Raw genomic sequence first — 15,383 nt, 5'->3', positions numbered from 1 at the left:
GGTTGACCTGGAAGCCGGCACCGAGATGGTGATGCCGGGCGACAACGTCGCCATCACCGTCAACCTGATCACCCCGATCGCCATGGACGAAGGTCTCCGCTTCGCAATCCGCGAAGGCGGCCGCACCGTCGGCGCAGGCGTCGTCAGCTCCATCATCGAGTAAGCAGTACCAAAATCCGGTTTTCAGCACCTCGGTTCCCGGTGGGATGCAGTTGTGGTCTCGCCGGGAACTGTCGGCTGTAAACTGTAAAACTTGTTTCATCACGAGGAAGAGATGCCTAGTCAGAAAATTAGAATTCGCTTGAAAGCATACGACCACAAGCTGCTTGATACTTCCGTTGGCGAGATCGTCGACACCGCGAAAAGGACCGGCGCCCGCGTGGCAGGCCCGATCCCGCTGCCGACCGTTGTCAACAAGTACTGCGTGCTGCGTGGACCCCACGTCGACAAGAAGTCGCGCGAGCAGTTCGAGATCAGGACCCACAAGCGTCTGATCGACATCCTCGAACCGACCCAGCAGACCGTTGACGCGCTGATGAAACTCGACCTCTCCGCAGGTGTGGACGTCGAGATCAAGCTTTAATACTTAAGGATAGGGAAGTCGACCATGAATAAGGGATTGATTGGGAAAAAACTGGGCATGACCCAGATATTCGCCGAAGACGGCAGACGGATCCCCGTCACCGTCGTCGAAGCCGGGCCCTGCGTGGTTCTCCAGAAGAAGAGTGTGGAGAAAGACGGTTACGTCGCCATCCAGGTAGGTTTCGGGCCGAAAGAAGCCTCGCGCGCCAACGCTGCGCAGGTCGGCCACTGCAAAGGCGCCGGGCAGGGGGTGTTCACCCACTACCGCGAACTCAGAATGGACAACACTGATGCCTACAACGTCGGTGATGTGATCGAAGCTTCCGTTTTCGAAGCCGGCGATCTCATCGACGTGACCGGCACCAGCATCGGTAAAGGTTTCCAGGGCGTCATCAAGCGCTGGGGCTTCAAGGGTGGCCGCGCCTCCCACGGCTCCCGTTTCCACCGCGCTCCGGGCTCCATCGGCTGCTCCGCCTGGCCCTCCAGGGTCTTCAAGAACAAGGGGATGCCTGGCCAGATGGGCAACGAGAAGGTGACCGTGCAGCGCCTGCAGGTAGTGCGCGTGGACGCCGCTGACAATCTGATTCTGATCCGTGGAGCGATCCCCGGTTCTGCCAACGGCCTCGTTGTCCTCAAGGACAGCGTCAAGACCGTGCGATAACGGGGGCTGGAGATAGACATGGCTAAGTTAGACGTATTTGACATCAAGAAAACCAAAGTCGGCGAGATCGAGCTCGACGACGCCGTCTTCAACGACGACGTGCGCGAGTACCTGATCCACGAAGCCGTCAAGATCCAGCTCGCCAACCGCAGGCAGGGCACCGTGGCGGTCAAGAACCGCGCTCTGGTGGCCGGCTCCGGCAAGAAGCCCTTCAAGCAGAAAGGCACCGGCAACGCACGCCAGGGCTGCCGTCGTGCTCCGCAGTACCCGGGCGGCGGCGTGGCCTTCGGTCCGCAGCCGAAGACCTACAGCCTCTCCATGAACAAGAAGGCCCGTAAAGCTGCTCTGCGTAGCGCGCTCTCCATGCTCTACAAGAAGGACGCCATCACCGTCCTGAACAGCTTCGAGCTGCCGGCGGTCAAGACCAAGGGCTTCGTGGAAGTCTTGAACGCCTTTAACCTTGACAAGACCCTGGTCATCACCGATACTGCGAACCCCAATTTGGAGCTCTCCGCACGTAACGTGAAGAACGTCAAGGTGACCGGTCCGGAAGGTCTCAACATTTTCGACATCATGAAATACCAGAGCGTCGTCTTCACCGAGGCTGCCGTTCGCAGGGTTGAAGGAGTGTTACAGTCATGAATATCTATGACGTCATAAAGAAGCCTCTCATCACTGAGAAGACCACGGTGGAGAAGGATGCGCATAACGTGATCGCCCTGGTGGTGAACGGCGCAGCCAACAAGATCGAGATCAAGGCCGCCGTCGAGAAGCTGTTCGGCACCGCCGAGAAGCCGGTCAAGGTCGCCAGCGTCAACACTGTCAACGTAGCCGGCAAGACCAAGCGCACCGCCCACGGCCTCGGCAAACGTTCCAACTGGAAGAAGGCGTACGTAACCCTCGCAGAGGGCTCCGACGTCGATTTCTTCGAAGCATAGAAATCTGGGGGTTTTAAGAAATGGCTATCAAGACATACAAACCGACATCTCCGGGGAGAAGGGCCCAGACCTGCTCCACCTTCGAAGAGATCACCGCCACTAAGCCTGAGAAGTCTCTTTGCGAGAACCTCAGGAAATCGGGCGGCAGGAACTCCAACGGACGTATCACCTCCCGTAATGTGGGCGGCGGTCACAAGCAGAAGTATCGGATCATCGACTTCAAGCGCGACAAGGTCGACATCCCGGCGAAAGTCGTCTCCATCGAGTACGACCCGAACCGCTCTGCCCGCATCGCTCTGTTGAACTACGTGGACGGCGAGAAGCGCTACATCCTGGCACCGCTCGGCCTCAAAGTGGGGGATACCATTCTCTCCTCGAACCAGGCCGACATCAAGCCGGGCAACGCGCTCCCCATCCGTTACATCCCGCTCGGTACCATCATCCACAACGTTGAGATGAAGGTAGGCAAGGGCGCCCAGCTGACCCGTTCGGCAGGCACCTTCGCGCAGCTGATGTCCAAGGAAGGGAAGTACGCCACCGTGAAGCTCCCCTCCTCCGAAGTCCGCATGATCCTGCTCGACTGCAAGGCCACCATCGGCCAGGTCGGCAATACGGACCACGAGAACGTCTCCATCGGTAAGGCCGGCCGCTCCCGCTGGCTGGGCATCCGCCCGCACGTCCGCGGCGTCGCCATGAACCCGGTCGACCACCCGCACGGCGGTGGCGAAGGCCGTACCTCTGGCGGCCGTCACCCGGTAACCCCGTGGGGTATCCCGACCAAGGGTTACAAGACGCGCACCAACAAGACGTCCACCCGCTTCATCGTGAAAAGACGCAGCAAATAATTCATCCGGATAGAGGATTTTAAAGATGGCAAGATCTATTAAGAAGGGGCCTTTCGTCGACGAACACCTCGAAAAGAAGGTCCAGGCTGAATCGGCCGGCTCCAAGAAAGTGATCAAGACCTGGTCGCGCCGCTCGACCATCACCCCGGACTTCATCGGGCTCACCTTCGCGGTGCACAACGGTAAGAAGTTCATCCCTGTGTTCGTCACGGAGAACATGGTCGGCCACAAGATGGGCGAGTTCGCCCCTACCAGAACCTTCTACGGTCACGCTGCTGACAAGAAGAGCAAGCTGAAGAAGAAGTAAGGTTCTTAAAGGAGTCATGTAATGGAAGCATCGGCTAAATTATCCTCTGTCCGTCTCTCGCCGAGAAAGACCCGTCTGGTCGTCGATCTCGTCAGGGGCAAGGGCATTCAGACTGCGCTCAATACGCTGAAGTTCTCGCCGCAGCCCTCGGCGAAGCTCATCTCGAAGCTCCTCTCCTCGGCCGTTGCCAACGCCGAGCAGAAGGGTGTCTCCGACGTGGACAACCTCTACGTCAAGACCATCTTCGTCGATGGCGGCGCCGTTCTCAAACGCTTCACTCCCCGTGCCATGGGGCGTGCCAGCAAAATCAGGAAACCGACCAGCCACATCACCGTGGTGCTGGCGGAAAAGAAATAAGCTAACCGGTCGGAGGTGAGGTTTTGGGTCAGAAAGTTAATCCTATAGGTTTCAGGCTTGGCGTCATCAAGAGCTGGGATTCCAAATGGTACGCAGAAAAAGATTATGCGGCGCTTCTTCATGAGGACATCAAGCTGCGCGCATTCCTCAAGAAAAGGCTGTATAACTCCGGCGTCTCCAAGATCGAGATCGAGCGTGCCGCCGGCAAGGCGAAGATCAATATCTTCACCGCGCGTCCCGGGCTGATCATCGGCAAGAAGGGCTCCGAGGTCGAGACCTTGAAGAAGGAGCTGGCCAAGCTCACCGACAAAGAGGTCTATCTTAACATTCAGGAAGTCCGCAAGCCGGAACTGGATGCCCAGCTGGTGGCCGAGAACGTCGCGCTGCAGCTCGAGCGCCGTATCGCGTTCCGCCGCGCCATGAAGAAGAGCGTCACCTCGACGCTCAAGTTCGGCGCCAAAGGGATCCGGATCACCTGCTCGGGCCGCCTGGGCGGGGCAGAGATGTCCAGGACTGAATGGTACCGCGAGGGGAGGGTGCCGCTGCACACGCTGCGTGCGGACATCGACTATGGCTTCGCAGAAGCCAAGACGACCTACGGTATCATCGGCGTCAAGGTGCTCCTCTTCAAGGGTGAAGTGCTCGCCGCTAAAAAATAGTTACAGGAGTTTTGTGCGATGTTAATGCCCAAGAAAGTTAAGCATAGAAAGCAGATGAAGGGTCGCATGACCGGTACCCCGCAGCGCGGCGTATCGCTTGCCTTCGGCGAGTTCGGTCTGCAGGCCACCGAGTGCGGCTGGCTTGATTCCCGCCAGATCGAGGCGGGCCGTATCGCGATGACCCGTTACATCAAGAGGGGCGGCAAGATCTGGATCCGCATCTTCCCGGACAAGCCCCTCACCGCCAAGCCTGCCGAGACCCGTATGGGTAAGGGCAAGGGCTCGCCGGATTCCTGGGTCTGCGTGATCAAGCCGGGCCGTGTCCTTTACGAGATGGAAGGGGTCAGCGAGGAAGTAGCACGCGAAGCCTTCAGGCTCGCAGCACATAAGCTTCCGCTCGGCACTAAATTCATTTCAAGGATGGAAAACAATGAAGGCTAGTGAACTGAAGAACAAAACGGCAGCCGAGCTGGAGGCCAAGAGCGCGGAACTCACCAAGGAGCTGTTCAACGTGAGGTTCCAGCTCCACACCGGGCGTCTGGAGAACACCTCCAAGCTTTCCCTTCTCAAGAAGGACATCGCCAGGGTGCAGACCATACTTCGCGAAAAGAGAGGGTAAGAGACAGCCATGAGCGAAAGAGGCAGCAGAAAAACCCAGATCGGGATCGTCGTGAGCGACAAGATGGAGAAGACTGCGGTGGTGAAGGTCGACCGTCTGGTCAAGCACCCCGTCTACAATAAATACATCAAGCGTAGCGCCAAGTACAAGGCGCACGACGAGGAGAACAACGCCAAGATCGGCGACAAGGTCCTCATCGTGGAGACCCGCCCCCTGTCCAAGGACAAGCGCTGGAAGATCAGACAGATTATCGAGTCGAAGGCCTAAGGCCTTCGCTGGGAGTTTACAATGATTCAGATGCAGACAATACTGGATGTGGCCGACAACTCTGGCGCCAAGAAGCTCTTTTGCATCAAGGTGCTGGGCGGCTCCAAGCGGCGCTATGCCGGGATCGGCGACATCATCGTCGCCTCCGTCAAGGAAGCGATCCCCAATTCGAAGGTGAAAAAGGGTGACGTGGTGAAGGCCGTCGTGGTCCGCACCGCCAAGGCAGTCGGTCGTCCCGACGGTTCCTACATCCGTTTCGATACCAACTCGGGCGTGGTCATCAACAACGCCAAAGAGCCGGTGGGCACCCGTATCTTCGGACCGGTCGCCAGGGAGCTTCGCGCCAAGAAGTTCATGAAGATCATCTCCCTCGCCCCCGAGGTACTCTAATTTAGATCCTGGAGAATAACGATGCTGGGCAAAAAGCTACATGTTAAAAAGAACGATACCGTCGTGGTGATCTCGGGCAAGGACAAGTCCAAGAGCGGTAAGGTGGTCTCCATTGTTCCCAAGAAAGACGGCGTGATCGTCGAAGGGATCAACGTGGTGAAGCGCCACACCAAGGCCCGCGGGAGCGAGCAGGGTGGGATCGTGGAGAAAGAGGCCCCGGTGCACATCTCCAACGTGATGCTTCTGTGCGAGAAGTGCAAGAAGCCGGTGAGAACCAAGGTCACCGTCCTGGAAGATGGCAAGAAGGCGCGCTGCTGTGTCAAATGCGGCGAGTCCTTTGATAAATAGTTTTGGAGGATTTGAATGGCACGGCTAGCTGAGCTTTACAATAGCGAGATGGTCCCTCAGCTCATGAAGGACTTTAACTACAAGAACATCATGGAAGTCCCCAAGATCACCAAGATCGTTCTGAACATGGGTCTGGGCGAGGCGATCCAGAACGTCAAGATCCTGGATTCCGCCACCGAGGAACTGGCGGCCATCGCCGGCCAGAAGCCGGTCATCACCAAGGCCAAGAAGTCCATCGCGGGCTTCAAACTGCGCCAGGGTATGCCGATCGGCTGCTGCGTCACGCTGCGTCGCGAGAAGATGTACGAGTTCCTGGACCGCCTGATCTCCGTCTCGCTGCCGCGCGTGCGCGACTTCAAAGGGATCTCCGGCAAGGGCTTTGACGGCAAGGGTAACTACTCCATGGGCGTCAAGGAGCAGCTGATTTTCCCCGAGATCGATTACGACAAGGTCGACAAGATCAAGGGTCTCAACATCACTATCGTGACCACTGCAAAGACCGACGCGGAAGGCAAGGCGCTTCTTAAGCTCCTGGGACTCCCGTTCAGAAACTAATAACGTTTGGAGGAAGTCCGTGGCTAAGACATCGATGATCATAAAAGCTCAGAGGGGCAACAAGTTCAAAGTGCGCGATCGCAATCGCTGCCCGCTGTGCGGCCGTCCCAGAGCTTACTACCGGAAATTTGACATGTGCAGGATCTGCCTGAGAAAGCTCGCTAACTCCGGTCAGATTCCGGGCGTGATAAAATCCAGCTGGTAAAAAGTCCGATTCAGGAATAATAGAGGAGCAGTTTCATATGTGCATGACAGATCCAGTAGCCGACATGCTGACCAGAATCAGGAACGCTGGTATGGCAAAACACCAGAAAGTGGACATCCCTTCGTCGAACCTCAAGGTGAGCCTTGCCACGGTTCTGCGCACCGAGGGGTTCATCAAGAACTTCAAGGTCATTGCTGACGGCAAGCAGGGGATTCTGCGGGTATACCTCAAGTTCATCGATGAGAAGGAACCCGTCATCAATGAGATCAAGAGGATCAGCAAGCCGGGCGGCCGGGTCTACGTCAACGCCGACAAGATCAAGGTCGTGAAAAACGGTCTGGGCGTAGCCATCCTCTCCACCTCCAAGGGCCTGGTGACCGACAAGACCGCACGCGAGCTGAACATCGGCGGCGAGGTCCTCTGCACGGTCTGGTAGCGATTTCAGCTTTAAGGAGCTTTGCATGTCTAGAATAGGAAAACTTCCCATCGCGATCCCCGCGGGGGTGAAAGTCATATGCGACCTGCCGGAGATCAAGGTCGAGGGGCCGAAAGGCAAGCTCTCCCGCACCCTGGTCGACATCATCTCCGTTGAGGTGGCCGACGGCCAGGTCAAGGTGACCCGTGCCGACGAATCCACCAAGAGCCGCGCCGCCCACGGCCTGACCCGGACCCTGATCAACAACATGATCACCGGCGTCTCCAAGGGCTTCGAGACCGCTCTCGAGATCAACGGCGTCGGTTACCGCGCCGAGGTGAAGGGCAACGTCCTCAACCTCTCGCTGGGCTACTCGCACCCGATCAATTTCGAACTGCCGGCCGGCATCACCGTCGAAGTCGACAAGATGACCAAGCTGAAAGTTCTCGGTATCGACAAGGAGCTGGTCGGTCAGGTTGCCGCCAAGATCCGCGACTTCCGCGGACCGGAGCCCTACAAGGGCAAAGGCATCAAGTACGCTGACGAGACCATTCTGAGAAAAGCCGGTAAGACCGGTAAAAAATAGCACATAAGCTAAGGAGAAGTGCCTTGAGTTCTCTCGCCCAAAAAAAACAGGCCGCCCGTCTTAAAAGACAGACCCGGGTCAGGAAGAAGGTCACCGGTTCGCCGGAACGTCCCAGACTGAACGTCTTCAAGAGCGCACGCCACATATACGCACAGCTGATCGACGACACCACCGGCGCCACCCTGGCAGCCGCCTCCACCGTGATGGGCGAGGTGGCTGAAGGACTGGAGTACACCGGCAACGTCGACGCAGCCGCCAAGGTCGGCGCCGCCATCGCCAAGAAGGCCCTCGAGAAGGACATCAAATCGGTCGTCTTCGACCGTAACGGTTTCCTCTACCACGGTAGGATCAAAGCTCTGGCTGAAGCCGCACGCGAAAACGGTCTGCTCTTCTAGGGCAGGTAAGGAGGAATAGGTTTGCTTAAGATCAATGCCAGTGAAATGAATCTTACCGACAGGGTCGTCCATATCAGCCGCGTTGCCAAGGTTGTCAAAGGTGGACGCCGCTTCAGCTTCTCCGCCCTGGTGGTGGTAGGCGACGGTAACGGTGTGGTTGGATACGGCCTGGGCAAGGCCAACGAAGTCCCGGAGGCGATCCGCAAGGGGGTCGAGCAGGCCAAGAAGAACCTGATCAAGGTTCCCATCGTCGGCAGCCAGACCATCCCCTACGAGATCCTCGGCCACTTCGGCGCCGGCAAGGTGCTGATGATGCCGGCTTCCGCCGGTACCGGCGTGATCGCCGGTGGTGCGGCCCGCGCCGTCTTCGAGGCCGCCGGTCTGCACAACGTGCTTGCCAAGTGCCTGGGTACCAACAACCCGCACAACGTGGTCAAGGCCACCTTCGCCGGTCTCAGCCTGCTGAAGACCCCGGAAGAGTTGATGGCCCGCCGCGGTCTCACCGAATAGAACCAAGGAGCTGAGAAATGTCTGAACTCAAGGTCACCCTGATAAAGAGCCACATCGGCCAGAGCGAGAAGATGAAGAACCGTCTGCTCGGCATGGGGCTTACCAAGCGTGAGAAGACCGTCGTCCTGCAGGACACCCCCGAGATCCGCGGCATGATCGCCAAGGTCGCCCATCTGGTCAAAGTCGAAGAGTAATCGCTAAAGGTGATAAAAATGGAATTGAATACCATCAAACCGGCCATCGGGTCGACCAGGGATAGAAAGCGCATCGGCAGGGGCACCGGCTCCGGCCACGGCAAGACCGCTACCAAGGGTCACAAGGGGCAGAAGGCACGCTCCGGCGGCTCCATCAAGTACGGCTTCGAGGGCGGCCAGATGCCGATGCATCGTCGTCTTCCCAAGCGCGGCTTCACTCCGCTCACCAAGAAGGTCTACGCCCTGGTGAACCTCTGCCAGCTGGAAGTCTTCGAGGCAGGCAGCGTGGTGGACGCCGAGGCGCTGCTGAAAAGCGGCATCATCTCGAACGTCTGCGACGGCATCAAGGTGCTGGCTACCGGCGACCTGAGCCGCGCCCTCACCGTGAAGGCCCACAAGTTCAGCGCGACCGCGCGTGAAAAGATTACTGCCGCAGGTGGAACCGTCGAGGAGATCTAGTCTTGTTAGAAGCCTTCCAGAACATTTTCAAGATCCCGGAACTCAAGAAGAGGGTGCTGTTTTCGCTGGCCGCGCTGGCCGTCTACCGGATCGGGTGTCACATCCCGGTCCCCGGCGTGGACACCCAGGCGCTGGCGCACTTCTTCAAGGCGGCGGAGGGAACTCTGCTCGGGATGTTCGGCATGTTCACCGGTGGGGCTCTCGAGAAGCTCGCGGTCTTCGCGCTCGGCATCATGCCGTACATCTCCTCCTCCATCATCTTCCAGCTCCTGCAGGTGGTGCTTCCCGCCATCGAGAAGCTCGCCAAGGAGGGTGACGCCGGCAGGAAGAAGATCACCCAGTACACCCGCTACGGCACCATCGTGCTCTCCGTGATCCAGGGCTTCGGCATCTCGATCGGCCTGGAGGCCATGAGGGGCCCGGCAGGCGAGCTGGTGGTCCCCAACCCGGGTTGGGGCTTTAGGCTGATGACCGTGATCACCCTGACCGCCGGCACCGCCTTCATCATGTGGCTGGGCGAACAGATGTCCGAGAAGGGTATCGGCAACGGCATCTCGCTGATCATCTTCGCCGGCATCGTGGCCCGCATCCCGACCGCCATCGGCAACAGCGCTCGGCTCATCAAGACCGGCGAGCTTTCCATCCTGGTGCTCCTGCTGGTTGCGGCCATGATGTTCCTGGTGATCGCCGCGGTGGTCTTCATCGAGCGCGGCCAGCGCAGGATCCCGATCCACTACGCCAAAAGGGTGGTCGGCCTGAAGACGGTGGGCGCGCAGACCTCGCACCTGCCGCTCAAGGTGAACATGGCCGGCGTCATCCCGCCCATCTTCGCTTCGTCGATCATCATGTTCCCGGCCACCGTCGGCAACTTCATCAACATCCCCTGGGTACAGCGGGTGTCGAAGAGCCTGACCCCCGGCAACTGGATCTACAACATTTTTTATGTTGCCTTTATCATCTTTTTCTGCTATTTCTACACGGCTGTCACATTCAACCCTGTTGACGTCGCCGATAACGTGAAGAAGCAGGGGGGCTACGTGCCCGGGATCCGCCCCGGCAAGGAGACCTCCGACTTCCTCGACTCGGTGCTCACCAAGCTGACCTTCGCCGGTGCTATCTACATCTCGGCTGTCTGTGTGCTCCCCTCGATCCTGATCGGGAAGTTCAACCTGCCGTTTTACTTCGGCGGCACGGCGTTGTTGATCGCGGTCGGCGTCGGTATGGACACCTTGGCCCAGATCGAGGCGCACCTGATCACCCGTAGCTACGAAGGGTTCATGAAGGGCGTCCGTATCCAGGGAAGGAAATAGAACATGACCAATCTGATCCTCCTGGGCCCGCCGGGCGTCGGCAAGGGCACCCAGGCGAAACTGCTGATAGAGAAGTTCGGGATCCCGCAGATATCCACTGGCGATATACTGCGGGCTGCCGTTAAAGAGCAGACCCCGATGGGTGTCAAGGCCAAGGGTTACATGGACGCCGGCGCGCTGGTGCCGGACGCCGTGGTGATCGGCATCGTCGAGGAGCGCCTGGCGCAGGCAGACTGCCAGAAGGGTTTCATCCTGGACGGCTTCCCGCGCACCGTGGCGCAGGCCGACGCGCTCGGCCAGGTGCTGAGCGGCCTTGATCGCTGTGTGGATCACGTCATCTCGCTGGCGGTCGACAAGGCCGAGCTCCTGAAGCGGCTGACCGGCCGCCGTGCCTGCCCGAAGTGCGGCGCCGTCTTCCACATCGACTACGCGCCCCCCAAGGTGGCGGGTATCTGCGACAGCTGCCAAACGGAACTGTTCCAGCGCGAGGATGACAAAGAGGCGACTATTCTGCACCGGCTGGCAGTGTACGAAGAGCAGACCGCGCCGCTCATCGCCTACTACGAATCCTGTGGCCTGCTTCGTTCCGTGAACGGGCTGGGTACCGTGGACGGCGTGCAGACCGAGATCCTCTCGGCCATCCAGGCGTAAAAGGTGATCGTCCTCAAGTCGCCTGCCGAGATCGAGAAGATGCGCTCTGCGGGGCGCATGGTAGCGGAGATCCTGGCCGGCCTGAAAGAGATTGCCGCACCTGGTGTGGCGCTGATAGAACTTGATGCATACGCGGAAAGGGAGACGCTGAAACGGAAGGCGAAACCGGCCTTCAAGGGTTACAGCGGCTTCCCCTTTTCGCTTTGCTGCTCTGTGAACGAACAAGTGGTCCACGGCATGCCCTCCGCACGGGTGCTGAAGCCTGGCGACATCGTGAGCCTGGACTTCGGCGTGATCTACGGAGGCTACTACGGGGACGCAGCGGTGACCCTGCCGATCGGGCAGGTCTCCGAGGTAGCGCAAAGGCTGATGAAGGCGACGGAAGAATCTCTCTACCGCGCCATCGATGCCTGCACCACCTCGCACCGTCTCTCCGATGTCTCCAACGCCGTACAGAGCTACGTGGAAGAGCGCGGGTTTTCGGTGGTCAGGGATTTCGTCGGTCACGGCATCGGCAAGGAGCTGCACGAGGGGCCCCAGATCCCCAACTTCGGCTCTCCCGGCAAAGGCCCCAAGCTGAAGCCCGGCATGGTGCTGGCCATCGAGCCGATGATCAACGAGAAGAGCTTCGATGTGAAGGTGCTGGAAGATGGTTGGACCGCGGTCACCATAGACGGCGGGCTCTCCGCCCACTTCGAGCATACGGTCGCGGTTACCGACCACGGCCCCGAAATTTTGACGCAACTTTAAGGTTCGCAATACGTTTTCGAAAGGAAGTACACCATGAAGGTTAGAGCATCTGTTAAGAAGATCTGTGTGAAGTGCAAAATCGTCAAGCGCAAGGGCATCGTCAGGGTCATTTGCGAAACCCCGAAGCATTCACAGAGACAGGGCTAAGAGTAACCATTAGGAGGAGCGGGCATTGGCACGTATCGCAGGGGTAGACCTACCCAAGAATAAGAGAATAGAGATCGCACTTACCTACATCTACGGCATAGGCCGGTCTCTGTCCCAGGAGATTCTCAAGGCGACCGGCGTCGACTTCGACACCCGTTGCGACAACCTGACCGAGGCGGAAGTCTCCAAGATCAGGGAGTACATCGACAAGAATGTCAAGGTCGAGGGTGACCTCCGTCGTGACATCTCCATGAGCATCAAGCGTCTCATGGATCTCGGCTGCTACCGCGGCCTTCGTCACAGGAAAGGTCTGCCGTGCCGTGGACAGCGCACCAAGACCAATGCACGCACCAGAAAAGGGCCGGCTCGTACGGTCGCTGGCAAGAAGAAATAAGGTTCCGGAGGAATAATGGCGAGCCCGGCTAAGAAGGTCGTTAAGAAGAAAAAAGAGAGAAAGAACATTCCCACTGGCGTCGCGCACATCCAGGCGACGTTCAACAATACCATGATCACCATCACCGACCCGGTCGGTAACGTGGTGGCTTGGTGCACCTCCGGGGCCAAAGGCTTCAAAGGCTCCAGGAAGAGCACCCCGTTCGCAGCCCAGATGGCCGCTGAAGATGCAGCCAAGAAGGCGCAGGAGCACGGTATGCGCACCATCGAGGTGTACGTGAAGGGCCCCGGCTCCGGCCGCGAGTCCGCACTGCGCGCCCTGCAGGCCGCCGGTTTCGCCGTGAGCTTCATCCGCGACGTCACCCCGATCCCGCACAACGGCTGCCGTCCCCCGAAGAGAAGAAGAGTCTAAGCCGGAAAACTTCCGTCGCTTAGCTTCAGGAATAATCAGTAAGGATCAAGGAGGTCTTCATTGGCTAGGTATACAGGGCCTGTGTGCAGGCTGTGCAGACGTGAGGGAGCAGAGCTCTTCCTCAAAGGCGAGCGCTGCTTTACAGATAAATGCGGTATGAAAAGAAGGACCTATCCGCCGGGTCAGCACGGTCAGGGTCGCGTTAAAGTTTCCGATTACGGGGTCCAGCTCCGTGAGAAGCAGAAGGTTCGCCGCATCTACGGCATCCTCGAGAACCAGTTCCGTGGTTACTTCGAGCAGGCCGACCGGATGAAAGGCGTGACCGGCGAGAACCTCCTGTTCATCCTGGAGAGAAGGCTCGACAACGTGGTCTACCGTCTCGGTTTCGCATCTTCCCGCACCGAAGCACGTCAGCTGGTGCGTCACGGCCACTTCACCCTGAACGGCCGGAAGGTCAACATCCCTTCCATCCAGGCCAAAGCCGGCGATGTGCTGCAGCTTCGCGAGAAGAGCCGCAAGATCGCCGTCATCAGCGAATCCCTGGAAGCCGTAGTACGCAGGGGCATTCCGCAGTGGCTTGAACTCGACAAGGATAACTTCAAGGGGACCATCAAGGCTATGCCGGTCCGCGAAGATATCACCATGCCGATCCAGGAGCAGTTGATCGTCGAGCTCTACTCCAAGTAAGGTGCACAACCGATACAGGGGGAACTAAATGTATAGAAACTGGCGCGATCTGATCAGACCGAAGAAGCTCCAGGTTGAGACAGAAACGCTCACGAATACATACGGTAAGTTTTACGCAGAGCCGTTTGAAAGGGGCTTCGGTACCACGCTCGGTACCGGCCTGCGCCGTGTGCTCATCTCGAGCCTGCAGGGCGCCGCGATCGTCTCCGTAAAAGCCAAGGGTGTGCTGCACGAGTTCTCGGCAGTCCCCGGCGTTACCGAAGACATGACCGACATCATCCTGAACCTCAAGGGTGTGCGCCTCAAGGTGCACGGCAACGAGTCCAGGATGATTAGGATCGTGCAGAAGGGCGAAGGCGTCGTCAAGGCCAAGGACATCATCACCGATCAGAACGTTGAGATACTGAACCCGGAACACCACATCGCGACCTGCTCCAAGGACGCGAACCTTGAGATGGACATGGTGGTCAAGGTCGGCAAGGGGTACGTCCCGGCAGACAGAAACCGCGATGAGAAGGCACCGGTGGGCACCATTCCCATCGACGCCATCTTCTCGCCCATCCACAAGGTCAACTTCACGGTCACCAATGCCCGCGTCGGTCAGATCACCGACTACGACAAGCTGACCATCGAAGTGTGGACCGACGGCAGCGTCAAGCCGCAGGACGCCGTGGCCTACGCCTCCAAGATCCTCAAGGATCAGCTCTCCATCTTCATCAACTTCGATGAGGACGTGGAGCCGCAGGAGGAGGCAGAGCCGGAAGAGGAGCGCGAGCGCTTCAACGAGAACCTCTACCGTTCGGTGGACGAGCTCGAACTTTCCGTACGCTCCGCCAACTGCCTGAAGAACGCTGGCATCAAGCTGATCGGCGAACTGGTCTCCAGGACCGAAGCCGAGATGCTGAAGACCCAGAACTTCGGCAGGAAGTCGCTCAACGAGATCAAGGACATCCTGGTCGACATGGGGCTCACCCTCGGGATGAAGCTCGACAACTTCCCGGACCCGGAAATCATGAGGCGCCTGAGGGGCGAGCAGAAAGAAGAATAGTCCAAGACTTTCATTTTTAGATCGAAAGGAAGTGAAAAGATATGCGTCACAAAAGCGCGGGTAGAAGATTTGGTAGGACCACAAGCCACAGGATCGCCATGTTCAGGAACATGGTTACCTCCTTTCTCGAGCACGAAAAGATCACCACGACCGACGCCAAGGCCAAGGAGCTGCGCTCCATCGCCGAGAAGATGATCACCCTTGGCAAGAGGGGCGAAGGCGACCTGCACGCCATCCGTCAGGCTGCGTCCTACATCCGCGACAAGAAGGTCGTGACCAAGCTCTTCACCACCATCGCTCCGCGTTACGCTGAGCGTCCGGGCGGCTACACCAGGATCATCAAGCTCGGCATCCGTCCGGGCGACAATGCTCCGGTGTCCATCCTGGAGCTGGTCGAGGCGGAAATGCAGCCGAAGAAGGCCGCTGCCAAGCCGGCCCCCAAGGCCAAGAAAGCCGCTGCCCCGGCTCCGGCCGTGGAAGCCGCTCCGGTCGCAGAGGCCCCGGTTGCTGAAGCACCGGCTGCCGAGGCTGCCGAGGAGACCACCGAGGCCTAGGCTGAGGTTGGAAAAGATGTTACCAAAGAGGCACGGGAACCCGTGCCTCTTTTTTTTTGTTACGTCGACAAACTCCCGCACCCCTAAGTCAATCACCGCCCATCAACGTCCCCCCCTTGTTAAAGGGGGGGCAGGGGGG

Annotated in this window: 31 protein-coding genes; all 31 read left to right on the top strand. The window is 58.7% G+C overall.

Annotated elements, in window-relative coordinates; all coding sequences use genetic code 11:
• The coding region (locus tag VJ604_RS16125) for an EF-Tu C-terminal domain-related protein (RefSeq protein WP_518517904.1) at positions 1-163 on the top strand (163 nt) is incomplete at its 5' end.
• Positions 164-274: 111 nt separating this feature from the next.
• The gene (rpsJ, locus tag VJ604_RS16120) at positions 275-583 is read left to right on the top strand and encodes a 30S ribosomal protein S10 (protein ID WP_324084300.1); all 309 of its coding nucleotides are present in this window, start codon (positions 275-277) and stop codon (positions 581-583) included.
• A gap of 24 nt (positions 584-607) precedes the next feature.
• Complete coding sequence (rplC, locus tag VJ604_RS16115) at positions 608-1,243, top strand: 50S ribosomal protein L3 (RefSeq protein ID WP_324084298.1); 636 nt, start codon at positions 608-610, stop codon at positions 1,241-1,243.
• A gap of 18 nt (positions 1,244-1,261) precedes the next feature.
• Positions 1,262-1,885: a 50S ribosomal protein L4 gene (rplD, locus tag VJ604_RS16110; protein WP_324084295.1), complete on the top strand. Its 624-nt coding sequence runs from the start codon at positions 1,262-1,264 to the stop codon at positions 1,883-1,885.
• The gene (locus tag VJ604_RS16105; RefSeq protein WP_324084293.1) at positions 1,882-2,181 is read left to right on the top strand and encodes a 50S ribosomal protein L23; all 300 of its coding nucleotides are present in this window, start codon (positions 1,882-1,884) and stop codon (positions 2,179-2,181) included. Before rplD ends, VJ604_RS16105 begins: the two co-directional genes overlap by 4 nt.
• A 20-nt stretch (positions 2,182-2,201) precedes the next feature.
• Complete coding sequence (gene rplB / locus VJ604_RS16100; protein ID WP_324084290.1) at positions 2,202-3,026, top strand: 50S ribosomal protein L2; 825 nt, start codon at positions 2,202-2,204, stop codon at positions 3,024-3,026.
• Between the two features lie 25 nt (positions 3,027-3,051).
• Positions 3,052-3,333 (top strand): 30S ribosomal protein S19, encoded by a 282-nt coding sequence (rpsS, locus tag VJ604_RS16095; RefSeq protein ID WP_324084288.1) that lies wholly within the window; start codon positions 3,052-3,054, stop codon positions 3,331-3,333.
• A gap of 21 nt (positions 3,334-3,354) precedes the next feature.
• Positions 3,355-3,690: a 50S ribosomal protein L22 gene (gene rplV, locus VJ604_RS16090; protein WP_324084286.1), complete on the top strand. Its 336-nt coding sequence runs from the start codon at positions 3,355-3,357 to the stop codon at positions 3,688-3,690.
• Positions 3,691-3,713: 23 nt separating this feature from the next.
• Positions 3,714-4,349: a 30S ribosomal protein S3 gene (rpsC, locus tag VJ604_RS16085; RefSeq protein WP_324084283.1), complete on the top strand. Its 636-nt coding sequence runs from the start codon at positions 3,714-3,716 to the stop codon at positions 4,347-4,349.
• An 18-nt stretch (positions 4,350-4,367) separates the two neighbouring features.
• Positions 4,368-4,790 carry a 50S ribosomal protein L16 gene (gene rplP, locus VJ604_RS16080; protein WP_324084281.1) on the top strand — a complete coding sequence of 141 codons (423 nt, stop codon included), beginning with the start codon at positions 4,368-4,370 and terminating at the stop codon, positions 4,788-4,790.
• Positions 4,780-4,968, top strand: coding sequence for a 50S ribosomal protein L29 (gene rpmC, locus VJ604_RS16075; protein ID WP_324084279.1), 189 nt, complete (start codon positions 4,780-4,782; stop codon positions 4,966-4,968). The genes rplP and rpmC overlap by 11 nt, the downstream gene beginning before the upstream one ends.
• 9 nt (positions 4,969-4,977) lie before the next feature.
• On the top strand, positions 4,978-5,235 hold the full coding sequence (rpsQ, locus tag VJ604_RS16070) for a 30S ribosomal protein S17 (protein WP_324084277.1): 258 nt from the start codon (positions 4,978-4,980) through the stop codon (positions 5,233-5,235).
• A gap of 21 nt (positions 5,236-5,256) precedes the next feature.
• Positions 5,257-5,625 (top strand): 50S ribosomal protein L14, encoded by a 369-nt coding sequence (gene rplN, locus VJ604_RS16065; RefSeq protein WP_324084275.1) that lies wholly within the window; start codon positions 5,257-5,259, stop codon positions 5,623-5,625.
• A 21-nt stretch (positions 5,626-5,646) separates the two neighbouring features.
• Positions 5,647-5,973 (top strand): 50S ribosomal protein L24, encoded by a 327-nt coding sequence (rplX, locus tag VJ604_RS16060; RefSeq protein WP_324084272.1) that lies wholly within the window; start codon positions 5,647-5,649, stop codon positions 5,971-5,973.
• Between the two features lie 15 nt (positions 5,974-5,988).
• The gene (gene rplE, locus VJ604_RS16055) at positions 5,989-6,528 is read left to right on the top strand and encodes a 50S ribosomal protein L5 (RefSeq protein WP_324084270.1); all 540 of its coding nucleotides are present in this window, start codon (positions 5,989-5,991) and stop codon (positions 6,526-6,528) included.
• 19 nt (positions 6,529-6,547) lie between these two features.
• Complete coding sequence (locus VJ604_RS16050) at positions 6,548-6,733, top strand: type Z 30S ribosomal protein S14 (RefSeq protein WP_199384736.1); 186 nt, start codon at positions 6,548-6,550, stop codon at positions 6,731-6,733.
• A 37-nt stretch (positions 6,734-6,770) separates the two neighbouring features.
• Positions 6,771-7,169, top strand: a complete 399-nt coding sequence (gene rpsH / locus VJ604_RS16045) for a 30S ribosomal protein S8 (protein WP_324084266.1) — start codon at positions 6,771-6,773, stop codon at positions 7,167-7,169.
• Between the two features lie 25 nt (positions 7,170-7,194).
• A complete protein-coding gene (gene rplF / locus VJ604_RS16040) occupies positions 7,195-7,734 on the top strand; it encodes a 50S ribosomal protein L6 (protein ID WP_324084264.1) in 540 nt (179 codons plus the stop codon).
• Positions 7,735-7,757: 23 nt separating this feature from the next.
• Positions 7,758-8,129, top strand: coding sequence for a 50S ribosomal protein L18 (rplR, locus tag VJ604_RS16035; protein WP_324084262.1), 372 nt, complete (start codon positions 7,758-7,760; stop codon positions 8,127-8,129).
• Positions 8,130-8,150: 21 nt separating this feature from the next.
• Positions 8,151-8,639 (top strand): 30S ribosomal protein S5, encoded by a 489-nt coding sequence (gene rpsE / locus VJ604_RS16030; protein WP_324084260.1) that lies wholly within the window; start codon positions 8,151-8,153, stop codon positions 8,637-8,639.
• A gap of 17 nt (positions 8,640-8,656) precedes the next feature.
• Positions 8,657-8,833 carry a 50S ribosomal protein L30 gene (gene rpmD / locus VJ604_RS16025; RefSeq protein WP_324084258.1) on the top strand — a complete coding sequence of 59 codons (177 nt, stop codon included), beginning with the start codon at positions 8,657-8,659 and terminating at the stop codon, positions 8,831-8,833.
• Between the two features lie 18 nt (positions 8,834-8,851).
• On the top strand, positions 8,852-9,292 hold the full coding sequence (gene rplO, locus VJ604_RS16020) for a 50S ribosomal protein L15 (protein ID WP_324084256.1): 441 nt from the start codon (positions 8,852-8,854) through the stop codon (positions 9,290-9,292).
• A gap of 2 nt (positions 9,293-9,294) precedes the next feature.
• Positions 9,295-10,602 (top strand): preprotein translocase subunit SecY, encoded by a 1,308-nt coding sequence (gene secY, locus VJ604_RS16015; RefSeq protein ID WP_324084254.1) that lies wholly within the window; start codon positions 9,295-9,297, stop codon positions 10,600-10,602.
• A 3-nt stretch (positions 10,603-10,605) separates the two neighbouring features.
• Positions 10,606-11,253 (top strand): adenylate kinase, encoded by a 648-nt coding sequence (locus tag VJ604_RS16010; RefSeq protein ID WP_324084253.1) that lies wholly within the window; start codon positions 10,606-10,608, stop codon positions 11,251-11,253.
• 3 nt (positions 11,254-11,256) lie between these two features.
• Complete coding sequence (gene map, locus VJ604_RS16005; RefSeq protein ID WP_324084251.1) at positions 11,257-12,003, top strand: type I methionyl aminopeptidase; 747 nt, start codon at positions 11,257-11,259, stop codon at positions 12,001-12,003.
• A gap of 33 nt (positions 12,004-12,036) precedes the next feature.
• The gene (gene rpmJ / locus VJ604_RS16000; RefSeq protein WP_012529389.1) at positions 12,037-12,150 is read left to right on the top strand and encodes a 50S ribosomal protein L36; all 114 of its coding nucleotides are present in this window, start codon (positions 12,037-12,039) and stop codon (positions 12,148-12,150) included.
• Between the two features lie 25 nt (positions 12,151-12,175).
• A complete protein-coding gene (gene rpsM / locus VJ604_RS15995) occupies positions 12,176-12,544 on the top strand; it encodes a 30S ribosomal protein S13 (protein WP_324084243.1) in 369 nt (122 codons plus the stop codon).
• A 15-nt stretch (positions 12,545-12,559) separates the two neighbouring features.
• Entirely contained in the window at positions 12,560-12,955 is a 396-nt protein-coding gene (gene rpsK, locus VJ604_RS15990; RefSeq protein ID WP_183351003.1) for a 30S ribosomal protein S11, read from the top strand.
• A gap of 60 nt (positions 12,956-13,015) precedes the next feature.
• The gene (rpsD, locus tag VJ604_RS15985) at positions 13,016-13,642 is read left to right on the top strand and encodes a 30S ribosomal protein S4 (RefSeq protein WP_324084237.1); all 627 of its coding nucleotides are present in this window, start codon (positions 13,016-13,018) and stop codon (positions 13,640-13,642) included.
• Between the two features lie 28 nt (positions 13,643-13,670).
• On the top strand, positions 13,671-14,690 hold the full coding sequence (locus tag VJ604_RS15980) for a DNA-directed RNA polymerase subunit alpha (protein WP_324084234.1): 1,020 nt from the start codon (positions 13,671-13,673) through the stop codon (positions 14,688-14,690).
• Positions 14,691-14,731: 41 nt separating this feature from the next.
• On the top strand, positions 14,732-15,244 hold the full coding sequence (rplQ, locus tag VJ604_RS15975) for a 50S ribosomal protein L17 (RefSeq protein WP_324084232.1): 513 nt from the start codon (positions 14,732-14,734) through the stop codon (positions 15,242-15,244).
• The last annotated feature ends 139 nt before the right edge of the window (positions 15,245-15,383 follow it).

Origin of the sequence: Geomonas sp. (assembly GCF_035254065.1) — a bacterium.
Lineage (GTDB): Bacteria > Desulfobacterota > Desulfuromonadia > Geobacterales > Geobacteraceae > Geomonas.
Note: the sequence above shows the minus strand (reverse complement) of the source record. Positions and strands in the feature narration are given on the sequence as shown.